Origin of the sequence: Rossellomorea pakistanensis (genome assembly GCF_016908495.1) — a bacterium.
In the GTDB taxonomy this organism is placed as follows: domain Bacteria; phylum Bacillota; class Bacilli; order Bacillales; family Bacillaceae_B; genus Rossellomorea; species Rossellomorea pakistanensis.
Genome location: NZ_JAFBDZ010000001.1, coordinates 476,416 through 499,795 on the forward strand (window position 1 = coordinate 476,416; position 23,380 = coordinate 499,795).

At 35.8% G+C, this 23,380-nt stretch carries 21 protein-coding genes and 1 pseudogene; 1 reads left to right on the top strand and 21 read right to left on the bottom strand.

The window, feature by feature from the left end; translation table 11 throughout:
* Positions 1-16: 16 nt before the first annotated feature.
* The 17 genes from JOC86_RS02395 to JOC86_RS02475 all read right to left on the bottom strand — a co-directional run bounded on the left by JOC86_RS02395 (position 17) and on the right by JOC86_RS02475 (position 15,656).
* Complete coding sequence (locus JOC86_RS02395; RefSeq protein WP_205168170.1) at positions 17-394, bottom strand: nucleoside triphosphate pyrophosphohydrolase family protein; 378 nt, start codon at positions 392-394, stop codon at positions 17-19.
* Positions 395-763: 369 nt separating this feature from the next.
* Complete coding sequence (locus JOC86_RS02400; RefSeq protein ID WP_205168171.1) at positions 764-1,831, bottom strand: P-loop NTPase; 1,068 nt, start codon at positions 1,829-1,831, stop codon at positions 764-766.
* 843 nt (positions 1,832-2,674) lie between these two features.
* The gene (locus tag JOC86_RS02405) at positions 2,675-3,046 is read right to left on the bottom strand and encodes a Na-translocating system protein MpsC family protein (RefSeq protein WP_205168172.1); all 372 of its coding nucleotides are present in this window, start codon (positions 3,044-3,046) and stop codon (positions 2,675-2,677) included.
* Positions 3,047-3,117: 71 nt separating this feature from the next.
* Positions 3,118-3,735: a trimeric intracellular cation channel family protein gene (locus tag JOC86_RS02410; protein WP_205168173.1), complete on the bottom strand. Its 618-nt coding sequence runs from the start codon at positions 3,733-3,735 to the stop codon at positions 3,118-3,120.
* A 225-nt stretch (positions 3,736-3,960) separates the two neighbouring features.
* The gene (locus tag JOC86_RS02415) at positions 3,961-4,458 is read right to left on the bottom strand and encodes a helical membrane plugin domain-containing protein (RefSeq protein WP_205168174.1); all 498 of its coding nucleotides are present in this window, start codon (positions 4,456-4,458) and stop codon (positions 3,961-3,963) included.
* Positions 4,458-7,412 (bottom strand): formate dehydrogenase subunit alpha, encoded by a 2,955-nt coding sequence (fdhF, locus tag JOC86_RS02420; RefSeq protein WP_205168175.1) that lies wholly within the window; start codon positions 7,410-7,412, stop codon positions 4,458-4,460. Before fdhF ends, JOC86_RS02415 begins: the two co-directional genes overlap by 1 nt.
* 362 nt (positions 7,413-7,774) lie before the next feature.
* Entirely contained in the window at positions 7,775-8,011 is a 237-nt protein-coding gene (gene moaD / locus JOC86_RS02425; RefSeq protein ID WP_205168176.1) for a molybdopterin converting factor subunit 1, read from the bottom strand.
* Positions 8,008-8,478 carry a molybdenum cofactor biosynthesis protein MoaE gene (locus tag JOC86_RS02430; RefSeq protein ID WP_205168177.1) on the bottom strand — a complete coding sequence of 157 codons (471 nt, stop codon included), beginning with the start codon at positions 8,476-8,478 and terminating at the stop codon, positions 8,008-8,010. Before JOC86_RS02430 ends, moaD begins: the two co-directional genes overlap by 4 nt.
* 4 nt (positions 8,479-8,482) lie before the next feature.
* A complete protein-coding gene (gene mobB, locus JOC86_RS02435) occupies positions 8,483-9,001 on the bottom strand; it encodes a molybdopterin-guanine dinucleotide biosynthesis protein B (protein WP_205168178.1) in 519 nt (172 codons plus the stop codon).
* A complete protein-coding gene (locus JOC86_RS02440) occupies positions 8,962-10,254 on the bottom strand; it encodes a molybdopterin molybdotransferase MoeA (RefSeq protein WP_205168179.1) in 1,293 nt (430 codons plus the stop codon). Before JOC86_RS02440 ends, mobB begins: the two co-directional genes overlap by 40 nt.
* Before the next feature lie 17 nt (positions 10,255-10,271).
* Positions 10,272-11,288 carry a molybdopterin-synthase adenylyltransferase MoeB gene (locus JOC86_RS02445; protein WP_205168180.1) on the bottom strand — a complete coding sequence of 339 codons (1,017 nt, stop codon included), beginning with the start codon at positions 11,286-11,288 and terminating at the stop codon, positions 10,272-10,274.
* Positions 11,289-11,569: 281 nt separating this feature from the next.
* Complete coding sequence (gene moaC, locus JOC86_RS02450; RefSeq protein WP_205168181.1) at positions 11,570-12,055, bottom strand: cyclic pyranopterin monophosphate synthase MoaC; 486 nt, start codon at positions 12,053-12,055, stop codon at positions 11,570-11,572.
* Between the two features lie 299 nt (positions 12,056-12,354).
* A complete protein-coding gene (gene moaA / locus JOC86_RS02455; protein ID WP_205168182.1) occupies positions 12,355-13,371 on the bottom strand; it encodes a GTP 3',8-cyclase MoaA in 1,017 nt (338 codons plus the stop codon).
* A gap of 166 nt (positions 13,372-13,537) precedes the next feature.
* Positions 13,538-13,684 (bottom strand): hypothetical protein, encoded by a 147-nt coding sequence (locus JOC86_RS02460; protein ID WP_205168183.1) that lies wholly within the window; start codon positions 13,682-13,684, stop codon positions 13,538-13,540.
* A 46-nt stretch (positions 13,685-13,730) separates the two neighbouring features.
* Complete coding sequence (fdhD, locus tag JOC86_RS02465) at positions 13,731-14,534, bottom strand: formate dehydrogenase accessory sulfurtransferase FdhD (RefSeq protein ID WP_205168184.1); 804 nt, start codon at positions 14,532-14,534, stop codon at positions 13,731-13,733.
* Positions 14,535-15,091: 557 nt separating this feature from the next.
* On the bottom strand, positions 15,092-15,349 hold the full coding sequence (locus JOC86_RS02470) for a hypothetical protein (RefSeq protein WP_205168185.1): 258 nt from the start codon (positions 15,347-15,349) through the stop codon (positions 15,092-15,094).
* A 97-nt stretch (positions 15,350-15,446) separates the two neighbouring features.
* A complete protein-coding gene (locus JOC86_RS02475; protein ID WP_239587353.1) occupies positions 15,447-15,656 on the bottom strand; it encodes a hypothetical protein in 210 nt (69 codons plus the stop codon).
* A 473-nt stretch (positions 15,657-16,129) separates the two neighbouring features.
* Here JOC86_RS02475 and JOC86_RS24565 point away from each other — a divergent pair.
* Positions 16,130-16,824 (top strand): annotated as a pseudogene (locus JOC86_RS24565) (GNAT family N-acetyltransferase).
* A gap of 746 nt (positions 16,825-17,570) precedes the next feature.
* Here JOC86_RS24565 and JOC86_RS02480 read toward each other — a convergent pair.
* From JOC86_RS02480 to gltD, 4 genes are all read right to left on the bottom strand, one after another.
* Positions 17,571-19,271 carry an acyl-CoA dehydrogenase family protein gene (locus JOC86_RS02480; RefSeq protein ID WP_205168186.1) on the bottom strand — a complete coding sequence of 567 codons (1,701 nt, stop codon included), beginning with the start codon at positions 19,269-19,271 and terminating at the stop codon, positions 17,571-17,573.
* Complete coding sequence (locus JOC86_RS02485) at positions 19,268-20,788, bottom strand: class I adenylate-forming enzyme family protein (RefSeq protein WP_205168187.1); 1,521 nt, start codon at positions 20,786-20,788, stop codon at positions 19,268-19,270. Before JOC86_RS02485 ends, JOC86_RS02480 begins: the two co-directional genes overlap by 4 nt.
* 12 nt (positions 20,789-20,800) lie before the next feature.
* Positions 20,801-21,169, bottom strand: a complete 369-nt coding sequence (locus tag JOC86_RS02490) for a MerR family transcriptional regulator (RefSeq protein WP_205168188.1) — start codon at positions 21,167-21,169, stop codon at positions 20,801-20,803.
* Positions 21,170-21,888: 719 nt separating this feature from the next.
* A complete protein-coding gene (gene gltD / locus JOC86_RS02495) occupies positions 21,889-23,373 on the bottom strand; it encodes a glutamate synthase small subunit (protein ID WP_205168189.1) in 1,485 nt (494 codons plus the stop codon).
* Positions 23,374-23,380: the final 7 nt, after the last annotated feature.

The following is a 23,380-nucleotide window of genomic DNA, read 5'->3' on the forward strand; positions in this document are numbered from 1 at the left end:
ATAAAAGGGAAAAGCATTAAATACTATTTTTTTCATAGAAATTCCTTTCGATTTCACTCCTATCAAATCCAAAAACCAAAGCCACTCCTAAAAATAATGAAAATAAATTTAAAAACCAATCTTTATTGCTTTTTCTCGTACCTAAGCACTTGAATATTTCTTGAAATTGAATTCTTTCATCTTTTGCAACAACTGGAACTGCACCAAAATACTTTAAAACAATATCAAATTTAAGATGAACAGCTAGCTCTAACAAATCTTTTAATGTTTCGATGTAAACTCTAATGTCTTTTTCTTTATAAAGATTTATAATACTGATATTTACTTTGGAAACAAGTAATTCTGTGTCAAATTCCGTTATCTCCGTCACTTCTATCATTTTCTTAATGTCCATTGCCTCTCCTCCTTGTAAAACTTCTAAAAATTCATGAATATTTGAGTTTTATTATTGGAAAATACAATAATAAACACAACACAGAACAGGTCTTATTAAATAAATTGTCATCGTTGCATCAGTCTAGATTAATAGAAAACTTGGGTAAGAGCTTTTCCTGTTATATTTCCTTCAGAGAAATTCGACCATCTTAGATTCCCTTCTTTATTCCTATTGTAAAAATTTGGTTTCGCTTAATTACTTATCCTTGAAATCATATTTACCTTAAGGAATCCTATACTTTTATCTATCGTGTCAGAAAATAAGTTATCTTTTGTCCCTACTCAATGACCATTATTTAAAAATTACTCGACTGATACAGAACCGATGTCATGAGAATTGATCTCTATGAACAATGTCTTGAGCTAAAGAAGTAAACATCTCTCCAATAAGAGAATCTTCATCATATACAGACGAACCTTGATTTTCCTCCGCCCTTGCAAATGGTATTCTTGCTATAACATCAGTTTGCAGCTGTTCTGCTAACAGCTCTCCGCCACCCTTTCCAAAAAGGTAATTCCTTGAACCATCTAGGTCTTCATAATAGGCCATGTTTTCAACAACACCTAAAACCTCATGTTTAGTGTGTTTAGCCATCACCCCTGCTCTTGACGCAACAAAAGAAGCAACACTGTGAGGAGTCGTGACGATAATTTCTCTTGCCTGAGGAATCATGGCAGCAACATCAATCGCTATGTCACCTGTACCAGGAGGTAAATCTAGAAGAAGGTAGTCCAGCTCCCCCCAGTGTGTATTTGCAAGGAAGTTTTGAAGCCATTTATTTAGCATCGGCCCTCTCCACATAACTGGATTATTATTATCTATAAAGAATCCCATTGACATAACTCTAACACCGTGACTTACAACTGGAATAACTGTTTTTTCAATCATGGTTGGTTTTTGATAAACTTCCATCATTGCTGGGATACTAAATCCATAAATATCGGCATCTAAAATCCCTACCTTTTTTCCCATACGATCCAAAGCAGTGGCAAGGTTCACAGTAACCGTTGATTTTCCCACACCTCCTTTTCCACTCGTTACCGAAATAAATTGAACCCCTGAATCTGGTCGTAACATGTTAGGCATTCCAGTCTCTGTCGTCGTACTTTTTTTCAAAGTTTTTGTTAATGCTGCACGTTCTGCTGGTGTCATAGAGCCAAAGGTTAAAGATACACTTGAAGTTCCAATACTTTTAAGAGCATTTTCAACTTCCTCTTTTATTCTAGCTTTTAAAGGACATCCTTGAATCGTTAAAACAACTTCAAGTTCAACGCTTGTACCATAGATGTTGATATTTCTTATCATGTTTAAATCCACCAGACTTTTATGCAATTCAGGATCTTCGACATGTTTTAAAGCATTCATAATGTGTTCATGTGTCAACATACATTTCATTCCTTTTATAAAAAAAATTTCATTTTCATTCTGGCTATAAGGTGGACTTTTTATATGTGTCTAGCCTTAAAGTACTTTTTAGACTAGAGAATCGTTTTTCTACATTAATGAGAAGCAAGTCCGGAAGACAATAACCAAACCCAGAAAGATTGAATTGTGCTCCCAAAAGTCAATTTAATGAGAACAGGAGTATCTTCCGGAATAATGACATATTTCACTGTCTCAATTCCCTGTTCCGAATAGCTGAATATCGATTACCAGTCAGCAGATATTCCATGTATTGTGATATACTCTTTTTCTTCGTACCCATTCGGAGTTTCTAATAGAGCATAAAAAGGTTTAACCGTAGAGATCGTTAAGGCAAAGACTATTAATATAGGGACCCCTGTCCAAATAATTTCAAGCAGTGTACGCCATGTTCGTCTGGTGGTTCATTTTCTATAAGGTCGTTCACGATATTTCCACAGAATGTATCCGAACAACCCAATCATGACAACAACAACGATTATCATCCAGGTCAGGAACCAGTTTATTAAATCGGTAATACTTCTCGCAACAGGTCCTTGAGAATTATATACAACCATATTCTTGCATCCACTAAGCACGGTCAGCGGTAGTAAAGCTGCTAAAGAGAGCAGATTTTTCTTCATCTGATTTTCATCTCCACTTAGATTGTAAAAAGAAAGATATTGTTAAATAATTCACAAGTAATATGTGATTATTAATAAGTGGTTTTTCAACTCTTGAACCCTTTCCCTTCACACCGCACGCCCCGCGGAAAGCAAGTATCCTTTCGCTGCAACCAACCCCTTTCAAATAACAACAATGTCTACGAAAACAGTCTTAATTTTTATTGTCACTATTGACCATGATAGGTTTGTCAAACACATAAATTGTCATTGCAATATCCGTATCAATATTGATATCTGTAAAAACACTGACAAATTTCGCCTGAACTAATTCCTCAAGCTTTTCCACCTTTACAGTGTCCTCATAAATTTTTTTCACTAATGTCGTCCTTGCTTCATGAACCATCTGATGTCCTTCATTAGATTCAATCATAAACTTTTCAACATTCGTTAAATTACCTTTCATCTCACAAATTACCCAAGGACCTACAATTCGAGTATTAATTTCTCTTGGTCCATTCCCGATATTTTCCTTTCGTATTTCGCGAATCAGCATACTAATCTTATGTTCCAAATTTTTTGTCATTATATCTCACCTCATATCATCATGTTTTTAATTTTCTCCAAGGCTTATTCGTTCAATTTTGGAATACTCATCTATACAGAGTTATTATTGTTTTCAGATCGATTACAAGGAAGTTTTAGTCTCCATTTACAATGGACCGATAACATACGAATAAATACAACGATAACAACTATGGTCGACAATTCAATAGGACTGCTCCACCCAGCCCATATGCCAATTGCACACAAAAATGTAAGTATTGCATGGATTTCTTCCTTTAATGCAAGGGGGGTTCTACCCGCTAACAAATCTCGAACCATTCCTCCGCCAACACCAGTAAACATAGAAGCAATGACAATAATGCCAAGATCATGTTGCAAACTTTCTGCTAACAGTGCTCCTTGTATCGCAAAGGAAGCAAGACCAATAGAGTCAAAGAAATATCCCCATCGTTTCCAATGATGAACCCATTTCCTCTCAACAAATATAATTGTAGTTAGCGTTATGAGGACAATCAGTAAGGATTGACGATCCCATATATCAGAAATAGGTTCATCGAGAACTACGTTTCTAATCACTGATCCTCCATAAGACGTTGTAAGTCCAAGTACAAAGATTCCAATAAAAGAATATTTGGCCTGCATAGCAACAAATGCACCACTGGCTGCATAAGCAATAATTCCAATTGTGTGTAAAACCGACCAAGTCAATTGACCCTTTCCTCCTTATTAATATGAAAACTTAGTCCTTATTCTCGAAGTCAGTGACTTGATTAAGATTTGTATAATAGTAAGGCTTTTTAAAAGGACCTCATCATTTAGTTATTTGATTTTACTAAAGATAATAATGACTCTTTATATAGTTGATTGACCTAAAACATAATATTTAAAAGGAGAAAATTAATCTTATAATTTACCAACATCTCAAATTTCAAATTAATTATTCCCCTGAGATTGCTCATTTAATCCTGCCCCAATTCCTTGCAGTAAATATAAAGTAAAAGTTAAAGCACGGTTAACATCTTTGTCTCTCATGAGTTTTACTAATTCAAAAACACCCATTTTTTGTTTTGATCGAAGTTCCTTCTCTGCTTTTTGAATTCCTCTCGTCATTCCGTTTATTATCTTTTTAGTCATTTCGGGATCGAGTTCTGTCAGTGCTCCAGCTGCAGCCATCCCATTGTTAATCGCATTGGTCACAGGTTGACGCAACAGTTGTCCTACCGCAATTTTTGCCACTTCTTCTTTCGCCTCAATAAGACTATTAAGGGCTTCAAGAACACCACTTTCGTGAAGTTCTTGAAGAAGCTTAATCGTTTCTGTAATTCCATCTGCGTTATCTGCTAAATTTTGTACAACACTTTCAAGGCGATCAGCCTGTTTTTCCTCTTCCGACAAAATAGGTTCTTTTATCTTGGTTATTGGTTTCGCCATTATTTCGTTCCCCCTGTTCTATTCACATCTGCAATCGGTTCATAATCCTTTCGAGCCCACTTTCTATCTACCTGAACGCCCATTTGAGGATTTCGTTTTGCGTAACGCGGATTGTACATTGGCAGAGGCTTATTTCCTTTCAATTGAATTAATTCCATTTTTACTTTTGTCTGTTTATAGGCTGGTGTTTTTGTCCGAACATCGCCGACACTTCCAGTTAATAGATTGATAGCATTTTCATGACTGACAGAATGCATAGGGACATAAAGTTCTTTTCCTTGTACCCGATCTGTTACGATCGTACGAAGCTTAATCGCACCATAAGGTGACACAAGGCGTACAAGCGAGCCATCTTTTACACCACGTTCTCGGGAAAGTTCCGGCGAAACTTCTACGAATACCTCAGGTAACTTATATTGAATCCCTTTAGATTTATTCGTCATATTTCCTTCATGGAAATGTTCTAAAAGTCGTCCGTTATTCAATGTAAGGTCGAATTCATGTGAAAACTCGATAGGCGGAACATATTCTACAAGGGAAAAACGAGCTTTTCCATCTGGAAAATTAAAACGTTTCGTAAAAAGAAGAGGCTCATCCGTACCATCTTGTTGTACTGGCCATAATAAACTGTTCCATCCCTCAAGTCGTTCATACGATACACCTTCAAAGATTGGAGACAATCTTGCAATCTCATCCATAATTTCGCTTGGATGTTCATAATTCCAATTAACACCCATATAATTCGCTATTTGTTGAATAATCCACCAATCTGGTTTCGATTCACCTAATGGATCAAGTGCACGATACAGCCGTTGAATGCGTCGCTCTGTATTTGTGAATGTTCCATCTTTCTCAAGTGACGGAGCTGCAGGCAAGACAACATCTGCAAATTGTGCTGTTTTCGTTAGAAACACATCCTGTACGACAAAAAATTCTAGTTTACAAAGTGTTTCATGCACATGGTTTGAGTTTGAATCGACCCATGCCATATCTTCACCCATTAGATACATGGCTTTTAATTTGCCCTTTTCCACTGCTTCTAACATTTCAATGTTCGTCAACCCTGGGTTATCGGAAATTTTGACTCCATATGCAAATCCAAACTTTGCTCGAGCCTTGTCGTCTGATAGACGCTGATTTCCTGGAAGCCATTGTGGAAGGGTCCCCATGTCACAGGATCCCTGTACATTGTTATGTCCGCGAAGAGGATAGGCCCCTGCACCAGGACGGCCAAAGTTTCCTGTTACTAGTAGAAGATTAGCGATAGCTGCTGATGTATGGGATCCTGCAACATTTTGAGTGACACCCATTCCCCATAAAATACATGTTCCATCTGCTTCGTGAATCATTCTGGCCGTTTCGATAAGATGTTCTTTTGAAAGACCCGTTACTTCCTCTGTATATTCAAGTGTGTATTTATCAAGGAGTTCAAGATACTCACTATATTGATTTACATGTTTTTCAATGAATTTTTCATCATGCCATCCTTGATCGATCATGTATTTGACAATAGCTGTTATCCACACATAATCCGTTCCTTGCTTAGGATGTAAAAACAAATCAGAACGCTCAGCCATTTCATGTTTTCGAAGGTCAGAAACAATCAATTTTTGCCCGTGTAATTTCTTTGCACGCTTTACCCGAGTCGCTAACACTGGATGGCCTTCAGTTGGATTCGCACCAATAATGATGACCAGACCGCTACTTGCAATATCTTTAATGGTACCAGAGTCACCTCCGTATCCAACTGTCTCAAGCAACCCATCTGTGGCAGGAGACTGACAGTAACGTGAACAATTGTCAATGTTGTTTGATTCAAATACTTGACGTGCTAATTTTTGCATAAGGTAGGAGTCTTCGTTTGTTGTCTTCGAGGAACTTACAAAACCGAGTGCATCTCCTCCGTACGTTTTTTTAATGCTACCCATTTTTTCCGAAATTAATGTAAGTGCTTCATCCCAAGTTGCAGGGACAAACTCATTTCCTTTGCGAATTAAAGGAGTTGTAAGACGTTGCTCACTATTAACAAAATCCCATCCGAACTTTCCTTTAACACAGGTAGAAACGCTATTTACAGGTCCGTTTTCAGTGGGTTCGATTTTTAAGATTTCACGTCCCTTTGTCCATACCTCAAAAGAACATCCTACTCCACAAAACGTACAAACGGTTTTGGTTTTCTTCGTCCGGGTCTCCCGCATCGATGCTTCTACTTCTGATAAGGCAAAAATTGTCTTATAGTCCGGTTCGACTTCTTTAATAAGATCAACCATAGGGTTTAATAAATCTTTCGGAATGGCCGTCATATACCCAGCTTCACCCAGCATCGATTTTTCCATTAGTGCATTACATGGACAAACCGTTGCACACTGTCCGCAAGATACACAGGAAGATTCATTGATGGATTTCCCATCATCCCAGATGACACGAGGCATTTCTCGTTCCCAATCGATTGTTAGGGTTTCATTAACCTGTAGATCTTGGCATACTTCTACACAACGCCCACAAAGAATACATTGGTCAGGATCGTATCGATAAAAAGGATGTGACATATCTACTTCATATCCTTTTTCTCGGAATGGACGAGTTTGATGTTCAATTTCTAACATCTCAGCTGTATTATGCACTCGGCAATTCCCATTATTATTGTCGCAAACCGTACAATAAAGTAAGTGATTCTCCAAAATACGGTCCATTGCTTCTGTTTGTGCAGTTTTGGCCCGTTCTGAAGAAGTCAAAATATTCATTCCGTCCTCCATTTCCGTAGAACAGGCCCTCATAATTTTCCCATCAATCTCACACATACACGTATCACATGTTTGTATGGGACCTAATTCCTCTGAATAACAGATATGCGGGTGTTCTATTTCTTGTTGCAAAAGATAATCGAGAATACGAATTCCTTTTACTGCCTCACGTTCCTCTCCATTAATCTTCACTCTCACTATTTCAGACAATGTAAAACTCTCCCTTTTTCCAAAATAAAAAACCCGCCATAAAATAGTTTGTGTATGACTTTACACAAACTATTTTATGGCGGGCTAATATCTAAGCAGTTTATCCTACTAGTTTATCCGTCTCACCATATAAAATTTTTAAATAGGATATAGAAGTAAGCAATTGGGTATTACTTAACATCCATGACCTTTTATACTATAATTATAATACTTTAAATATTTAAACTCAATAACAAAATTACAAATTACATAGAAGAAGCAACAAAATCCCATTGAAAGACAGTGGTTATTTCTTCTATTTTTTCTTCATATAATGTGTAAAATTGCTAAGAATCCAGTCAATTTAAAAAGTACGATTCTCTTTATCCTCCACTCACTGGAGGGATAAATGCAATCGTATCTTGATCCTTTATCAATTCATCATCTGTTACAAAGCTTTCGTTGATAGCTGTCACAACTTGGTTTAAAGATGAAAGAGAGTATTTATTTTGAAGATACTGTTTTAGTTCGTGAACAGTTATATTATCCATTTCGACTATTTTTAATTCATTTAATCCAATTTCTTCACGTATTCCTGCAAAAAATAAAACCGTAATCACTTCTTAGTCCCCCTGCCTGGTTTTCCTTCTGGATATTTAATGGTCTCTAATTGATTTCCCATCCACATCGTTCCATCTTCCCAAAATTCTTTTTTCCAAATAGGGACGATTTGTTTGATTCGTTCAATAGCATATTCATTTGCTTTGTACGCATTTCTACGATGTGCAGAGGAAACCGCGATAACAACAGCGATATCTGTTATTTCTAATTCACCTATTCTATGAGTTATAGCAACCCATGTATCCGGCCATTGTTCCTTAATTTCTTTACCGATTTGACTCAGCATTTTTACTGCCATTGATTCGTATGCTTGATATTCAAGAGATAACGTTCTCTTCCCTTTTGTAAATTCCCTCACAGTTCCAATAAAAACTGTAATGGCACCGGCTTCTCTTCTGGAAACTTTATTGGTTACTTCTTCTATAGATATAGTGTCTTGTACAATATTAAATAAATCTTGTCCCACCTTTTTACACCACTTCTTTCATTAAATAGTCTATATAGAGCTTTTCTTGATCTAATTGAAAAACTTGATGATCTTTAAGTATCTTTTTATCTAATTTAATATGACTAATCACACACAGAATGTTTGTTACAGAATAGAGCAGTGAAAGATCTCTTTCATTCCGAATCAAAACCACTTTTGGGTAACATTCTTTTTTATATCCTTCAACGAAGATGACATCGAGAGGGAAAACGTTATATAATTCAATCATTTCCTTAAGGTTCCAATTGTCAACTTTAGCAGATAATTGGAGGACGCCACCACCTATTACACTTGAAACAATAGCACCTGCTTTATTATGACGGATGCAGTCTTTAGAAGAGGAATCATTATCAGGAACCCCTCCATGTCCATGATGCTTGATTGATGCAACTTTTAGCCCTTCTTGTTCGGCTCTAGTAATTAGTTTTTCCATTAAGGTGGTTTTGCCGCTATTTTGAAACCCTACGATCTGTAGGATGGAACAATGTATTCCCAAGGCCATTCACTTCCTTGCACGTCTTCTAAAAGTAAAACATCAACAACCATTCCCTTTTGATACCCTCTTGACCCTCCTGGAAGAACAATAAATGCATCTGCTTTTGCTAAAGAGGAAACGGCACCGGATTTATTAAAGCCTGAAGGAGAAACGATTAATTGTCCGTCATTATAAGAAAGGGTACCTCTTACAAATCGAGTAAATGGATTGGGTTTTACAAAATCCTCTCCTAAATAGGCGCTTTCTCTTTTTAAATGTGGTTTGTCATTGTATAAGTACGTTCGGATAACTGGACGAACAAATAGTTCACATCCAACGTAGCAAGCAGAGGGATTTCCTGATAATCCAAATAATAGTTTCCCGTTCAGTTGAGCTACTGTTGTTACGCTCCCCGGTCTCATCGCTACTTTGTTAAAAAGAACAGATGCCCCTAGCTTGTCATAGATAGCTGGAAAATAATCATAGTCTCCTACAGACACTCCGCCTGTTGTAACAAGGATATCTACTTCGGATAAAGCATTTTCGACAGCAGCAAAACAGCTATCAAATTCATCGCTTAATTTACCGAGATATTTAACATCTCCTCCAGCTCTTTCAATTTGAGCCAGAATCATGAACGAATTGCTATTTTGAATTTTGCCTGGTGTGAGTGATTCGCTTACTTCAAGAAGTTCACTTCCAGTCGCTAAGACCCCCACAACAGGCTTTTTGGCAACAGGTACCTTACTGTAACCGAATGTTGCTAATAGCGCTAAAACACCCGGATTGATATAGGTCCCTTTTTTTACTAAAATTGTTCCTTTTTTTGCATCTTCACCTTCAAAAGAGATGTTTTGCCCTTTGTTAAGAGAACGCTTGATTTCAATAAACTTCCGATTACCATCTGTAAACTCTTTCACTAATTCAAGCATGACAACCGCATCACATCCCTCTGGAATCCCAGCACCGGTCATAATTCTAACAGCCTCAAATGCCCCAACTTGTCCATTAAAGACCATACCTGCACCGATTTCTCCCACTACTTGTAAAGATAGTGGATAATCAGAATTAGCTTTTTCTGTATCCTCTGCTCTAACAGCAAATCCATCATATGGAGAACGGTTAAACCAAGGAACATTGTGATCAGCTATTAAGTCTTCCGCTAAGAATCGGCCATGCGCTGATTCCAGTTGGATCATTTCCTTCATACCATTTTGGGCATATTCCATTACTTTACGAACACATTCTCCTACAGAAATAGGGATTCGTTTTATTACCATCATTCTTACTCCTTTTATTAGCCTAATAGGCGATAATAAAGATTTTTAGCAAACTGGATGTTGTTGGTTCCATGAATAAAAACACGTCCATCTTTAAATATAACCATCCGATAGTCTTGAAGCTGGCAAGATAATAGATAGGGATTTTTTGTTACTGAACCGTGAGATTTTAGTAATTTCTCTACTTTGTCAAAACTATATTCTAAAACTTTAGCAGGTCTAATTTGAACTGTATTTCGTCCACATAATACTTCTGTTTTTGTCTGATTTTCATATGATAAATATGGATAGGTTCTGTCTGTTCCACAAGATGGACAACTTTCTGTATTTATGTTGTCTAAATTAATAGAATAATACTGGTTACTCCATACATCAAATGTCAAATAGGTTTTCCTTAATGTTAAAAAATCCTCTACAAAAATTTTAAATGCTTCTGTTACTTGATAAGCAGAAACAATTTGAACAGCCGGGCTAATAATTCCAGCTGTATCACATGTTGCACCTCCAGCAGGAACTCTTTTCAGGATACAATTCAAACATGGTGTTCTTCCAGGAATAACTGTATAAGTGGCTCCATAACTTCCTACACATGAACCATAAACCCACGGAATGTTATGCTTATGTGAGAGATCATTTAAAATAAATCGAATATCAAAATTATCTGTACCATCAATAATCATATCAACATTACTTAACAAATTTTCCAAATTATCATGTCTTACATCCATAACAAGCGTTTCAATTTCAACTTCTGAATTAATTTGTTTCAAATGCTTTCCGGCAGCAATTGCTTTTGGAATTTTATTATCTGCATCTTTTTCAGTGTATAGCTGTTGCCGTTGCAAATTGCTCCATTCGACATAATCACGATCAATGATAGTTAACTTTCCAATTCCTGCTCTTACAAATGCTTCAGCACAAGCACTGCCTAATGCCCCAGCTCCTACGATTAGTACCTGCTTTTGTCTGATTTTTTCTTGCCCTTTAAAACCAATTTGTTTGAACAGCTGTTGTCGCGAATAACGACTAGTCAACGAACTCCCTTCCTTTCTTTCAAATTTAACTACTTCTCACATTTTGCTCAATATCATCGGCCGGTCTTATGAAAATGGGGTAACTCCTGGCAAAGACTAAACGAAAAGGTCGTTTATTACTAGATGAAGTATTGGTTCTAACCGATCCTTTCTCTGCTAAAGAAAAGGTATTCATTAATATTAATAACCTAGAAGAATGACTTGACTTTGAATAAGGAGTACAACATAAGATCACATTGCACACAACTTATATGGTGGATAGGATTATCAAATAAAAATAATTACAATTCATGAAAAAAATCTCCACTTTTCCCTCCTGTTTTTTGTACTAAAAAGGTTTCTTTAATGACCATTGTTTTATCAACAGCTTTACACATATCATAAAAAGTAAGAGCAGCAATCGTTACGGCAGTTAAAGCCTCCATTTCAACTCCAGTTTGACCGTTGCACTTGATTGTAGCTTGTATAATTAAATCATACCCATTGTCTTGTTTATGATAATTAAATGTAAAGTCACTTCCCTGCAGAATGACTGGATGACACATTGGAATAACATCCGCTGTTTTTTTGGCGGCCATAATCCCAGAAATCTGTGCTACTTGAAGAGGATCCCCTTTTTTTATTAATCCATTTTCTATTGCTTCGAATAGTTGCTTTGATAAACCGATTGTACTTTGAGCAATAGCAGTCCGTGTGGTAATGTTTTTTTGAGAAATATCGACCATCTTAGGTCTTCCTTCTTTATTCCAATGTGAGAAATTACTCATCATTGCCTCCTTTGTATACCGAGATAATTAAAATCAGGTAATTTCATAAAAAACTAGAAATAAAGAAAAATTCTTAATTCAATTTACAGTTTAGAAAATAGGACTAACTTTACAGGATATAAGTAAACTTTAAAAGTTAGTCTCTTTTAAAAAACCACTACATTATTAAAGCAATGTTTTTAACCTCTTGTGTAGAATAGAAATTAATCGAAATAAAACTTTATTTCTAGTGAAAAATCCATTTATTTTTTATTCAAACATTAAAAAATACAGTAGTTCTACTTCATAAAATGATAATTTTAACCACCAATATGAGACATCTCGACTTTTGATCGGTTTATTAAATGATTACCTTTTGCTCTTTCATCGGAATAACGGTCACTACGATGATTCCAAATATCAGTAATTTTATTGGTAATCACATCATCTGACTCCCCTGAGCGAAGCAATTGACGAAGATCATACCCTTTTGATGCAAATAAACATGTATATAATTTCCCTTCAGCAGAAACTCGAGCCCTCGAACAGGTTGAACAAAAAGAGTCGGTAACAGATGAAATAATCCCAATTTCTTGATCACTTCCAATATAACGGTATCTAGTTGCTACTTCACCTACATAATTTGGCTCTATTTGTTCGAGGGGCATAATTTTTCCAATTTTATTTAAAATCTCTTTTTTAGTCATTACTTCTGCCATTCTCCAGCCGTTAGAATTCCCTACATCCATATACTCAATAAAGCGAAGAGTATGTTTATTTTCTTTAAAATATTTCGCCATCGGAATGATATCTTGATCGTTTTTCCCTTTTTGAACAACCATATTCACTTTTACTTTCAGTCCTGCATTAGAAGCAGCCTGAATGCCTTCTAAAACCCTCGAGACTTTGCTTCTATTTCCATTTAATTGATTGAAACGTTGATCATCTAAAGAATCAAGACTGACTGTCACCCTCCTTAATCCGGCGTCAAACAACTTAGTGGCGAACTTTTTAAGAAGAGAACCATTCGTCGTAATAGAAATATCCTCCAATTCACTAATTAACTTCAAACGATAAATAAATTCAGGAAGGTCTTTACGTAATAGAGGTTCCCCTCCTGTAATACGTATTTTTTTAACACCTAAGGAAGCAAATATACGAGTTAATCGTTCCATTTCATCAAAAGACAGAATTTTATCAGAAGATAAAAAAGGATAATCGGGTCCAAATATTTCTTCAGGCATGCAATAACGACAGCGAAAATTACAACGGTCGGTCACTGATAAACGAAGATCTCTCAAAGGGCGTTGTAAGTTATCTAATATACCATTTTCCATTTTTCCCTCTCCTTTATTACGTAGCCAACCAACTAACATTAAATTTCAAGAAAGCCAGTCAACACCAGCTACATCCGCACCATGCCGAAAGCTTTTTCACTTTAAATCAGCTGCGGTCATGATGTACTGAATGAACATTTGTACATCTATTTTACTATCGGTAACTTTATACTAGATTTCTTGAAAAATAGGTTGAATCTTTTCCTTTGAAAGTAAACTTTGCAGCAAGCTTATGAATGTAGTATTTCATAGAGAACAACTCTTCTTGAGTTTGGTGGTTCGCACTTACATCCTTAAAAGCACCTTGTTTCATTTTTTTGTTTTTTTCTAATTAATCAACAAGCTAGATTAAATTCATCTTATGTCTTACTGTTTTTTTGAATTCGTTCTGGACAAGTATAAATATTGAAAGATTGATTTCGAATAAAACCTACGGTTGTAATCCCTAGATCTTCCGCTAGCTCTAAGGCTAATTCAGTAGGAGCAGATTTCGAAAGAACGATCTCACAACCAATTTTCGCCACTTTCAATAAAATTTCTGAAGATATTCGTCCGCTAAAAACAATGATTTTATTTCCAATTGAGATGTTATTTTTTAAACAATATCCATATATTTTATCCAAAGCATTATGTCTTCCAATATCCATCCGACTTAGCATAAAACCATTTACATCGCAGAGTGCAGCATTATGAACTCCCCCAGTGTCTTGAAAAATAGTGGCTGAATCTTGTAAATCATTCATTAAACGAAGACAGTCCTCTGGGGAAATTCCGACCCGAAATTCTTTCATTTTCTTAGCAGTTAATGCATCATTAATAAAGACAAACCCTTGTCTACTCATTCCACAGCACGATGTAACGTATCGTTTGTTTTGAAGGTTTTGGTAATAAGGATTCAAATTATTTATATTCACGTGTACATACCCTTCTTTTTCTTGAACCCAAATGTCTTTGATATCTTCATATCGCCGCATAATTCCTTCGGATGCTAAGTAGCCGATTACCATATCTTCAATATATTCTGGAGTACAAACCATCGTAACGAATTCTTTTTCATTAATTTTTACTGTAACTGGAAACTCTGTAACAATTATGTCCTCAGCATCTTGAATGTGCCCGTTTGTGAATTTAAGAATTCCTCTTTTTCCCACTATTAGTTTCATACGGTACCTCATCCTATAAATTATTATTTTTATTGAAGAATCCCTATATATCATCATGTCTAAAATAATTGGCCTAGATTAGTTCCTACTCCCTTTTCCATATAGGGATTACCTTGAATCCTGGATTAAAAAGGTGAAGAGAATAAGTTTGATAGATATTTCAAGTGATTATTTATTATATTTTGGATGTTATATTTCAAATTGATATTCTAAACAAATTTTGCATGAATAGCCTATCCACTTTGAGTAGTGTTTTAGTTTGATATATTTATATTATCAACATTTATTAGTTACAAACTATGGTGAACAATTCTCAGCATTATAACTCTCCTTTTTTAAAATCAAAAAAGCCCACCATAAAATAAAATGTGTACAATCTATACACAGTCTATTTTATGATGGGCTAATTACTAAGTAGTTTTCCTACCAGTGATCCATCTCATCACATATAGCAAAATTAAAAAAAACAGAATATTAAGGCAATTTGTCATTACCTAACATCAATGATTTTTTTATGCTTTTATTATAATACTTTAAATGCCTAACCACAATAGAAATTAGCAGTAAAATTTCCTTCTTAATGTTGTCGTGTGATTTGTTACAAGATTAAAATCAATTTCTTTGATTACTTTTTCGATCTCTCCAAGCTTATTATGTCGAATATACGTCCAACCATTATATTCAAGTGTAAAGAATGATATGATTAAGCCAATGATAATCCGACGATAGTTGAAGTCCAACCTTTTCTCATATCTTCCACCTATTAAATTACTAACCAAAGCCTGTCTCAATTCATTGTATTCATTATTCAACAACCTTGCCTTATTCTTGAGTATCTTAGAAGTGATCACATTTCGCAACAATCGCATTCGTTAGATGTTTAAGATTTTATTTAACACATTTTCATAATCATCAGTAATATTCAACAGGTACATATTCAATAAACCCTGCTGGTTTGCTATTCTCCATTATTTTTATATACTTTAATCCTTCATTGAGCCTCCCCTTAAGCCAATTGTTTTTATTTATATAACCTGTTGAGCTCGGCTTGCTGCGAAGACAATAACATCCCTTATCTTCTATATTCTCTTCGTCTAAATCTATCATTTCAATTGATTCCAATAGATTTCTCCCACTTATCTCATTTATATGTTCTTATTCAATTAAAGTACTCTCTACCGAAACAACTGAGGAGCACGTCTTGATCAGCATTTGCCACTATTACGGAAATTACAGCGATAACCAGAGTTTATTTCCGATTCTCTTTACTAAAGAGTATGAAAAGTGGTCATAGTAAACTCCTCTAAACAAATGTACATCTCTATAAATGCCTTCATTATTAAAACCCAGTCCTTTTAATAAGTGAAAGAACTTTTGGGGAAAGGCTTCTTAATCAAATAAAGTTTTTACCTATTTGATTTACATTTTAACATATTTTACCTATATTTTTTTGAAGACCATCATTTGTAATTTTGCTAAGTATGGGGTTCATATTCAAACTGTGGGGTGGGGGGGTGTTTATGATCGTAGAATGAAATAAAATTGAGTTTAGTAAGTGTAGAGATCTATTCAATCAACGAGGACATTTAAAATCAATGGCAGTAGTTGAAGGTATAAATCCTAGACGAATATTTGTTGATGATCATGTTTCCCCTTCCTCTGGACTTATTTGGTTGGGGAATAATGATGGTTTCATATTTATTGGAAATGAGAACAACGATAATGGATAAACGACTTTATTGACAATGTAATCATTCCAGAAGCAATAAAAGTCAATTCATAATGTTTGAAGGTATTAGCAATCACAATCAGTAGAATAAGACTATTGATAGAGTGTTTAAACACCGTAAGTTAGGGAGCTGGAAACAAAGGGGATACACCTTACAAGCAGGGGATTATAAAGATAACTGCGAACCTGTGATTGATCAAAGATATGAAGCTGTAAATATCAGCAACAATCTTTTAGAGAACTATAATAACTCCATAAAGAATATCGATTTTTACACTTCAAAATTATTGAATTTTGGTCTTTAACTGAGGAATTTTTGAATAAGGGTGTTGGATTTTGTATCCTTTCAAAAATGAAATTTATTTTGTTTTTCAGGTTTTGTCGTTGAAAATGGACACTGAATTGATATTGAAACAATAGAAACTCATCAAGGAAAAAAATCAGCTCAAAAAATCACTCATTTTTTTAAAAAACATTGTTTGGATAATATTATGGTTCCAAATTAGGATTGTATGGAGTAACAAGCCCTCTATTACAGTTGCAGAAAATATAGGATTTTAAAATGTATGTAACTATGTTGGATATGATTTTTCATTCTAAGATCATATTCTATTAAACTTTACAAAAGCCTCACCAAATAAATTTTACTTATTTAACCTTTTAAATAGAGAAGTACTATAAGGAATATTATTAGTCCTATCGTAAAAATTGAACCAACACTTGCACTGTATATTATGTGAACTTTAACATGAAGAATAACATGAACAATAAGAATAATAAGTAAGCAAAAAAGCAAAAAAATAACGATATTCACATTTCTATTCCTATACAAAAAATCAGCACCTTTAGATACATAGTAGGAATTCAAAATTGTTATCATGATCTTTTAACAAAATATAAGTTTTTTATTTCACTTTCACGCTGCTGCTTTATTCTTATTTTCCAGTTATTCCATTCTCTGAAGCTCAACTCTTTCTGGTAACGTCTTCTTTCCATTATCATTCAAATGATTGTAGATAAAAGAAAAGTTTATTCTATTGAAGATCTCTAGTTATTAGTAACCGTTATTTTATTTGTATGCTTGTATAAACCTCCCTAGAACAATCAAACTGAATGATGTTTCGTTTCTTCTTATTTGTGTAACATTTGGTGGCGGTGTTAGTTAGCAGTAAAGAGAGTTATAGAAGTATCCTTTTATGGTTGAAGAAGAAATAGGGATCTACAGTTAATCACTTAGCCTTTTAATTAAAGAAAAAGGACACTAAATTAAACAGTGTCCTCCCATTGAGCAAACTACATTCAACTAATTATTGGATCGTTGTTGTTAACGATGAATCATCCTTCAGTAATACAATTTCATCAAAATACTTTATGGATTTCAAATCCTGATCAATCCAATCGTTTTCTCGCCATGTTTTTTCAATAAAGATTTCTGCCTTTAATTGGTTACGGCGACATCCATCTGATGCTTCCTTTATTGCAATGATGCTTTCGTAGATATTAACCATCAGTTTGGCTATTCTCTTAGAATGGTAGGATTGTACATCTTTAGATTTTGAAAGAGCGTAATCGGATAAATTTCTTAGGTCTTCGATCCCTTTTTCTACAAGCTGTATATCCCGATCGGACACATTCCCTAAATCAGTAAGTTGCTTCTCCATTTCATTGATAAACACTCGATGAGCTTGATATTTATCGATGAGACGCAATATTTCAAGTCCCAAAATGTTTGCTGTTCCTTCCCAAACGGTCAGTACCTGAGCATCACGTAACAATCGTGGTGTTACAAAATCCTCAATAAAACCATTACCTCCATGGATTTCGATTGCTTCATGGGAAAACTGGATAGCCTGTTCTGCCGACTCCTTTTTCAAAAGGGCGATTAATAAGCGATTCATGACCTGATCTTTATCAGAAACAGATTCTTTCTTCATCATGACACGATCAAAAAGCTTCACTAAGGAGAATACTGCACTTGTTTCAATTTCCTGTTTTACTACAAGATGTACGAGAGTTTCCTTAATCATCGGATAGTCAGTAAGCTGTTTACCAAAAGCTTCACGATACAAAGCATAATTTTTTGCTTCAGTATAAGCACGCCTCATAATTCCAATGGAGGCGACCGCATTACAAAGGCGAGAAAGATTAAGAGCTTCCATCATATAATGTATTCCTTTTGACTCATCCCCGACTAAGTAAGCTTCTGCTCCATCAAATTCTACTTCTGCTGACGGAACAGCACGAACGCCTAATTTATCCTTTAATCTACGGATACGAATACCATTTAACCTTCCATTATCATCCCGCCATGGTACTGCAAATAAGCTTAAGCCTTTTGTTCCTTTTGGACTCCCTTCCATTCTTGCCAAAACCATTGCGACACCGCACATTCCCGCATTAGAAGCAAAATACTTTTCACCATAGAGGCGGTAGGTCTTACCTACTTTTACAGCCTTTGTCTCGTTCGCACCAACATCTGATCCGCCTTGTCGTTCGGTTAAAAATGTTGCCCCCTCATAAAGCTCCATTTCTCCGGTGGATGTTACATGTGGAAGGAATATAGATTTTACCTCTTCATTCGCATAATGGTCCAACAAATACGCCGTTGCCATCGTCAATGTTACCGGGCAATAGAAACCAGGTTCAGCTTGGGAGAGCAAATAGCCTTGGGCAAAGGAAATGAAGTAATCACCTTTTTTTCCTAGTTCGGGAATTTGCTTATGAATATACCCAACTATTCCACTATTATATGTTTCTTGAACCGTTTTTTTATAACCATCATTTACCCAGACTTCAGATATATCATCACCTAGTTGATTATATTTAATGAGCTTCGGCTGTCCTTCACGATCCGTATGCACTGCTCGTTGATCAATATCCGTTGCACAACGCTCTCCAAATCTCATTAATTCTTGATCTGCCCATCCATAAAGGTCCTTATTTGCGTATTTTTTAAAAAGATTCCTGAAGTGTGAATCTTCCTCGTAAAAGTTTGTTTGACGTCTCATTGCAACACCCCATCCGTTCGTTCTCTAAGTACATGTTTCAAAATTTTCCCTGTCGCATTTCTTGGTAGTTCAGATACTTGTTCGTACTTTTTGGGAATTTTATAGTCTGCGATTCCACCAGATAGAAACCGCTTACATTTTTCTGCAAGGTTATCCACCACTTCCGTTGCAACAATGAAAGCTTTGACAGTTTCTCCCCATTCTGGATGCGGTACTCCTACTACAGCTACATCAGAAATGTATGGAAGTTGGACTAAGAGATCTTCTATCTCTTTTGGATAGATGTTTACACCTCCTGAAATAATCAGGTCTTTTTTTCGATCTACAATCCAGATATATCCGTTCTCATCATACTTTGCTAAATCACCAGTTCGAATCCACCCATTCTCAAAGACTTCCAACGTTTTCTCAAAGTCCTTATAATACTTTTTCATATTCCCTTCACCACGGAGGATTAATTCCCCTACTTCATTTGGTGCTACTTTTTCTCCGTCTTTATTAATAATGAGAATTTCAGTTCCTAAAGCTCCTCTTTTTCCAATACTACCAGATTTTGTTTCATGTTCCTCTGGTCGAAGGAGTGTACCACTTGGACCCGCTTCTGTTAAACCGTACACACAACAGAGGGAATTTGTTTGGAACTTTTCTTTGATCATCTTAACGTCGGGTTTGGATAAAGATGCTCCTCCATAAACCCAATACTTCATTGATGATAGATTGTAAGATTGAATATTTGGCATCTTGGCCGTGAATAAGTAGGCTACTGGAGCTCCAAAGAAGTGTGTAATTTTTTCTTTCTCAACAAGATTGAGCAATGCTTCTGGGGTAAAGGTAGGAGAAAGAACATGTGTAGCTCCAACATACATTCCTCCTATCATAAACAAATGCAGAGGCGCAGAATGACTAAGTGGCATCATGTGAAGTATGCGACTTTCTGGTTTATACTCCATCTCAATACTCATCATAATAGCTACAGCTAGGATACTTCTATTTGTGAAAAGCACTCCTTTAGGTTTTCCCGTCGTTCCAGATGTATAAAGGATTGCCGCATCATCATCTTCTTGTAATGAACAAATTATTTCTTTCTCTGATTCGGATTCTTTTACTTCTTCAAATGAGCGCCAGCCCTCTGTTGCTTTTCCTGTCTTTACAAGGATTAGCCCTTCGCATTCAACGCCAGATACTCCCTCCCAAAGCCATTCATGCACAAGTAATGCACTAGCATCACAATGCTCTACGATATACTCCACTTCTGGTAATGTAAGCTTCGCATTTATAGGAACAATAATGGCCCCTAATCGAACAACTGCAAAATAACTGATCATAAACTCTTTTGTGTTTGGCATAAATAACACTACTTTATCTCCACACCCAACACCTAATGACTGAAGTGCAGCAGCGAATCGGTTGGTTTCCTGATGAAGCTCGCGATAGGAGATTCTTTCTTGATTAACCACAACCGCTTCCTGATTGGGATACTTTCGTGCATTCCTGGCCAGTAACTCTGATAGGTTCATATTATTTCCCCCTTAAATCATCAAGTTTTGTAAAAAATCATTTTGCAGCTCTTCCAATTCCTGTTTCATTTCCTTCAATTCGTCAATCCGTTTATTCACCTCCTTTATTTTCTGTTTTCCATATTCAATTGTCCTCTCTAATTGCTTTTTTCCAGACGAATCCTGATCAAAAAGTTGGATCATTTCCTTTATTTCATCCAAGGAAAACCCAAACCGCTTCCCACGCAATATCAACTTAATACGCGTTACTTCCTTACTAGTGAAAAACCTTCTTCCACCTTCAGAACGTTGAGGCTTTATAAGTCCAAGTTCTTCATAGTATCTAATTGTTCTAGTCGTTAGCGAAAATTTATCGGCTATCTCAGAAATGGAATACATCATTTAGCTTCATCCTATTTATCTCATTTTTCGTTAATACTAATTTACAATTTACGTTAACGTAAACTACAAGGTATAATTGCAAATATTTATAAGCTAGTTCATTATGGTTTTAAATATCTAATCAACTCCTTGTTAATAAAATTTTCAACTAGAAAACGCTAAAAATTAACTCGTGTTGAATATTTTACTCTTTATCAATATATCTCATATTGACATATTATTGGATGTTAAAAGAGAACAAATACAGAAGACTATTCACAATAGAAGGTTTATAATATGGATTTTTATGTAACTTTCTCCTTTTTCCCGTGACTAATTAGTAAACTATTGATTGAAAATAGTGACTGAACCTAATCATACAGTTGGATTTTAAAAGCTGAAGATTAGAAGGAGAGGAATTCCAAAATGAATTGGTTACCTAGATTTTTAAGTAGAATGTTGACAGGTGCTTTTACAACCATTTTGATTGTTTTCTTATTAATACAATTGGGCTTCTTCTAGAATGCCTCTTAATCTAATGTTTTAATCGAACAACTAAAAATACGTGGAGATCTTGAAAAACAAATTAAATAAACGCTCAGGAAATTATTCTCTGAGCGTTCAAATCTTTTTGTCGACTAATTCAATTAATGCTCCTGATATGGAATGAGCACCACTTAATCTTATTGATAAGTCGTTCTTGATGTTAATAGTCTAATCACCATTTCAAGCTGTGAAGCTTATTTTGGCAAGACTGAGCTTCCCATTAAATACTTATCGACTTCATGCGCCACTTCACGGCCTTCATTAATGGCCCAAACAATTAAACTTTGACCTCTTCTCGCATCTCCTGCAGCGAAGACACCATCAATATTGGTTGTGTATTCACCATATGCTGCATCAATTTTTTGATCTGTCGTATTTACACCAAATTGATTTAATAGCAGTTGCTCGGTTCCTTCGAATCCAATAGCGATAAAGACGAAATCTGCTGGCCAAACCTTTTCTGTTCCAGGTATTTCAGTGAAAGTATACTCTCCATTTTCATCTTGTACTTTTTCCATTTGAACTGTATGAAGTTCTTTAACTTGCCCATTTTCACCGGCGACGATTTTTTTTGTTTGAATGGAATATTGGCGAGGGTCTTTGCCGAACTTTGCTTCTGCTTCTTCATATGCATAATCCAATGTAAATACATTTGGATATGCCGGCCACATATTTTCAGATGAACGGCTTTCAGGTAGTTTAGGGTGTTTGCCAAATTGGACAACACTGCGAGCTTTTTGGCGGAGTGCTGTAGCAACACAGTCCGCTCCAGTGTCTCCTCCACCAATTACAATGACATCCTTGCCTTTAGTATCGATAAACTGACGATCTGTAAAATTGGAGTCTAACAAACTCTTTGTCGACTTTGTTAAATAATCCATCGCAAAGTGTACTCCTTTTGCGTTACGGCCATCAAGCACTAAATCACGTTGTTTTTGGGCACCTGTACATAGAATGACAGCGTTATATTGAGCTTTTAACTCTTCTGTTGTAATATCTTTTCCTACCTCTGTATTTGTGACAAAGTCGATGCCTTCTTGATTTAATAACTGGATGCGACGCTCTACTACCTCTTTTTCAAGCTTCATGTTCGGAATGCCATACATGAGCAAGCCCCCTGCACGGTCTGATTTCTCATAAACCGTTACAGAATGTCCAGCCTGATTTAATTGGTCCGCACTTGCTAATCCTGCAGGACCAGACCCGATGATCGCTATTTTCATACCCGTTCGTTTCTTCGGAATACGAGGAGTAATCCATCCGTTATCGAATCCTTTATCAATAATAGTCCGCTCAATGTTTTTAATGGTGACAGCAGGATCTGTTATCGCTAATGTACAGGATCCTTCACAAGGTGCTGGACATACTCTCCCTGTAAATTCTGGAAAGTTATTGGTTTTAAGTAAACGATCAAGGGCCTCTTTCCATTTACCACGATAAACTAAATCATTCCATTCCGGTATTAGATTATTAATGGGGCAACCAGTGGTCACTCGGTTTAAATCCATACCCATATGACAGAAAGGGGTGCCGCAGTCCATGCAGCGGGCCCCTTGTTTTTTTAATGCTTCATCAGAGAAAGGAGTTGAATATTCTTTCCAGTCATTTAATCGGGTTAGAGGGTTGCGTTCTTTTGTCCTCTCCCGTGTGTATTCCATAAAACCTGTTGCTTTCCCCATCTACCTC

Excerpts from the sequence above, each read along its gene's own strand:
- JOC86_RS02395 (WP_205168170.1), bottom strand. The coding sequence starts at position 394 with ATGGACATTAAGAAAATGATAGAAGTGACGGAGATAACGGAATTTGAC.
- JOC86_RS02400 (WP_205168171.1), bottom strand. The coding sequence starts at position 1,831 with ATGAAATGTATGTTGACACATGAACACATTATGAATGCTTTAAAACAT.
- JOC86_RS02405 (WP_205168172.1), bottom strand. The coding sequence starts at position 3,046 with ATGACAAAAAATTTGGAACATAAGATTAGTATGCTGATTCGCGAAATA.
- JOC86_RS02415 (WP_205168174.1), bottom strand. The coding sequence starts at position 4,458 with ATGGCGAAACCAATAACCAAGATAAAAGAACCTATTTTGTCGGAAGAG.
- mobB (WP_205168178.1), bottom strand. The coding sequence starts at position 9,001 with ATGGCCTTGGGAATACATTGTTCCATCCTACAGATCGTAGGGTTTCAA.
- JOC86_RS02440 (WP_205168179.1), bottom strand. The coding sequence starts at position 10,254 with ATGGTAATAAAACGAATCCCTATTTCTGTAGGAGAATGTGTTCGTAAA.
- moaC (WP_205168181.1), bottom strand. The coding sequence starts at position 12,055 with ATGAGTAATTTCTCACATTGGAATAAAGAAGGAAGACCTAAGATGGTC.
- moaA (WP_205168182.1), bottom strand. The coding sequence starts at position 13,371 with ATGGAAAATGGTATATTAGATAACTTACAACGCCCTTTGAGAGATCTT.
- JOC86_RS02460 (WP_205168183.1), bottom strand. The coding sequence starts at position 13,684 with ATGAAACAAGGTGCTTTTAAGGATGTAAGTGCGAACCACCAAACTCAA.
- fdhD (WP_205168184.1), bottom strand. The coding sequence starts at position 14,534 with ATGAAACTAATAGTGGGAAAAAGAGGAATTCTTAAATTCACAAACGGG.
- JOC86_RS02480 (WP_205168186.1), bottom strand. The coding sequence starts at position 19,271 with ATGAGACGTCAAACAAACTTTTACGAGGAAGATTCACACTTCAGGAAT.
- JOC86_RS02485 (WP_205168187.1), bottom strand. The coding sequence starts at position 20,788 with ATGAACCTATCAGAGTTACTGGCCAGGAATGCACGAAAGTATCCCAAT.
- JOC86_RS02490 (WP_205168188.1), bottom strand. The coding sequence starts at position 21,169 with ATGATGTATTCCATTTCTGAGATAGCCGATAAATTTTCGCTAACGACT.
- gltD (WP_205168189.1), bottom strand. The coding sequence starts at position 23,373 with ATGGGGAAAGCAACAGGTTTTATGGAATACACACGGGAGAGGACAAAA.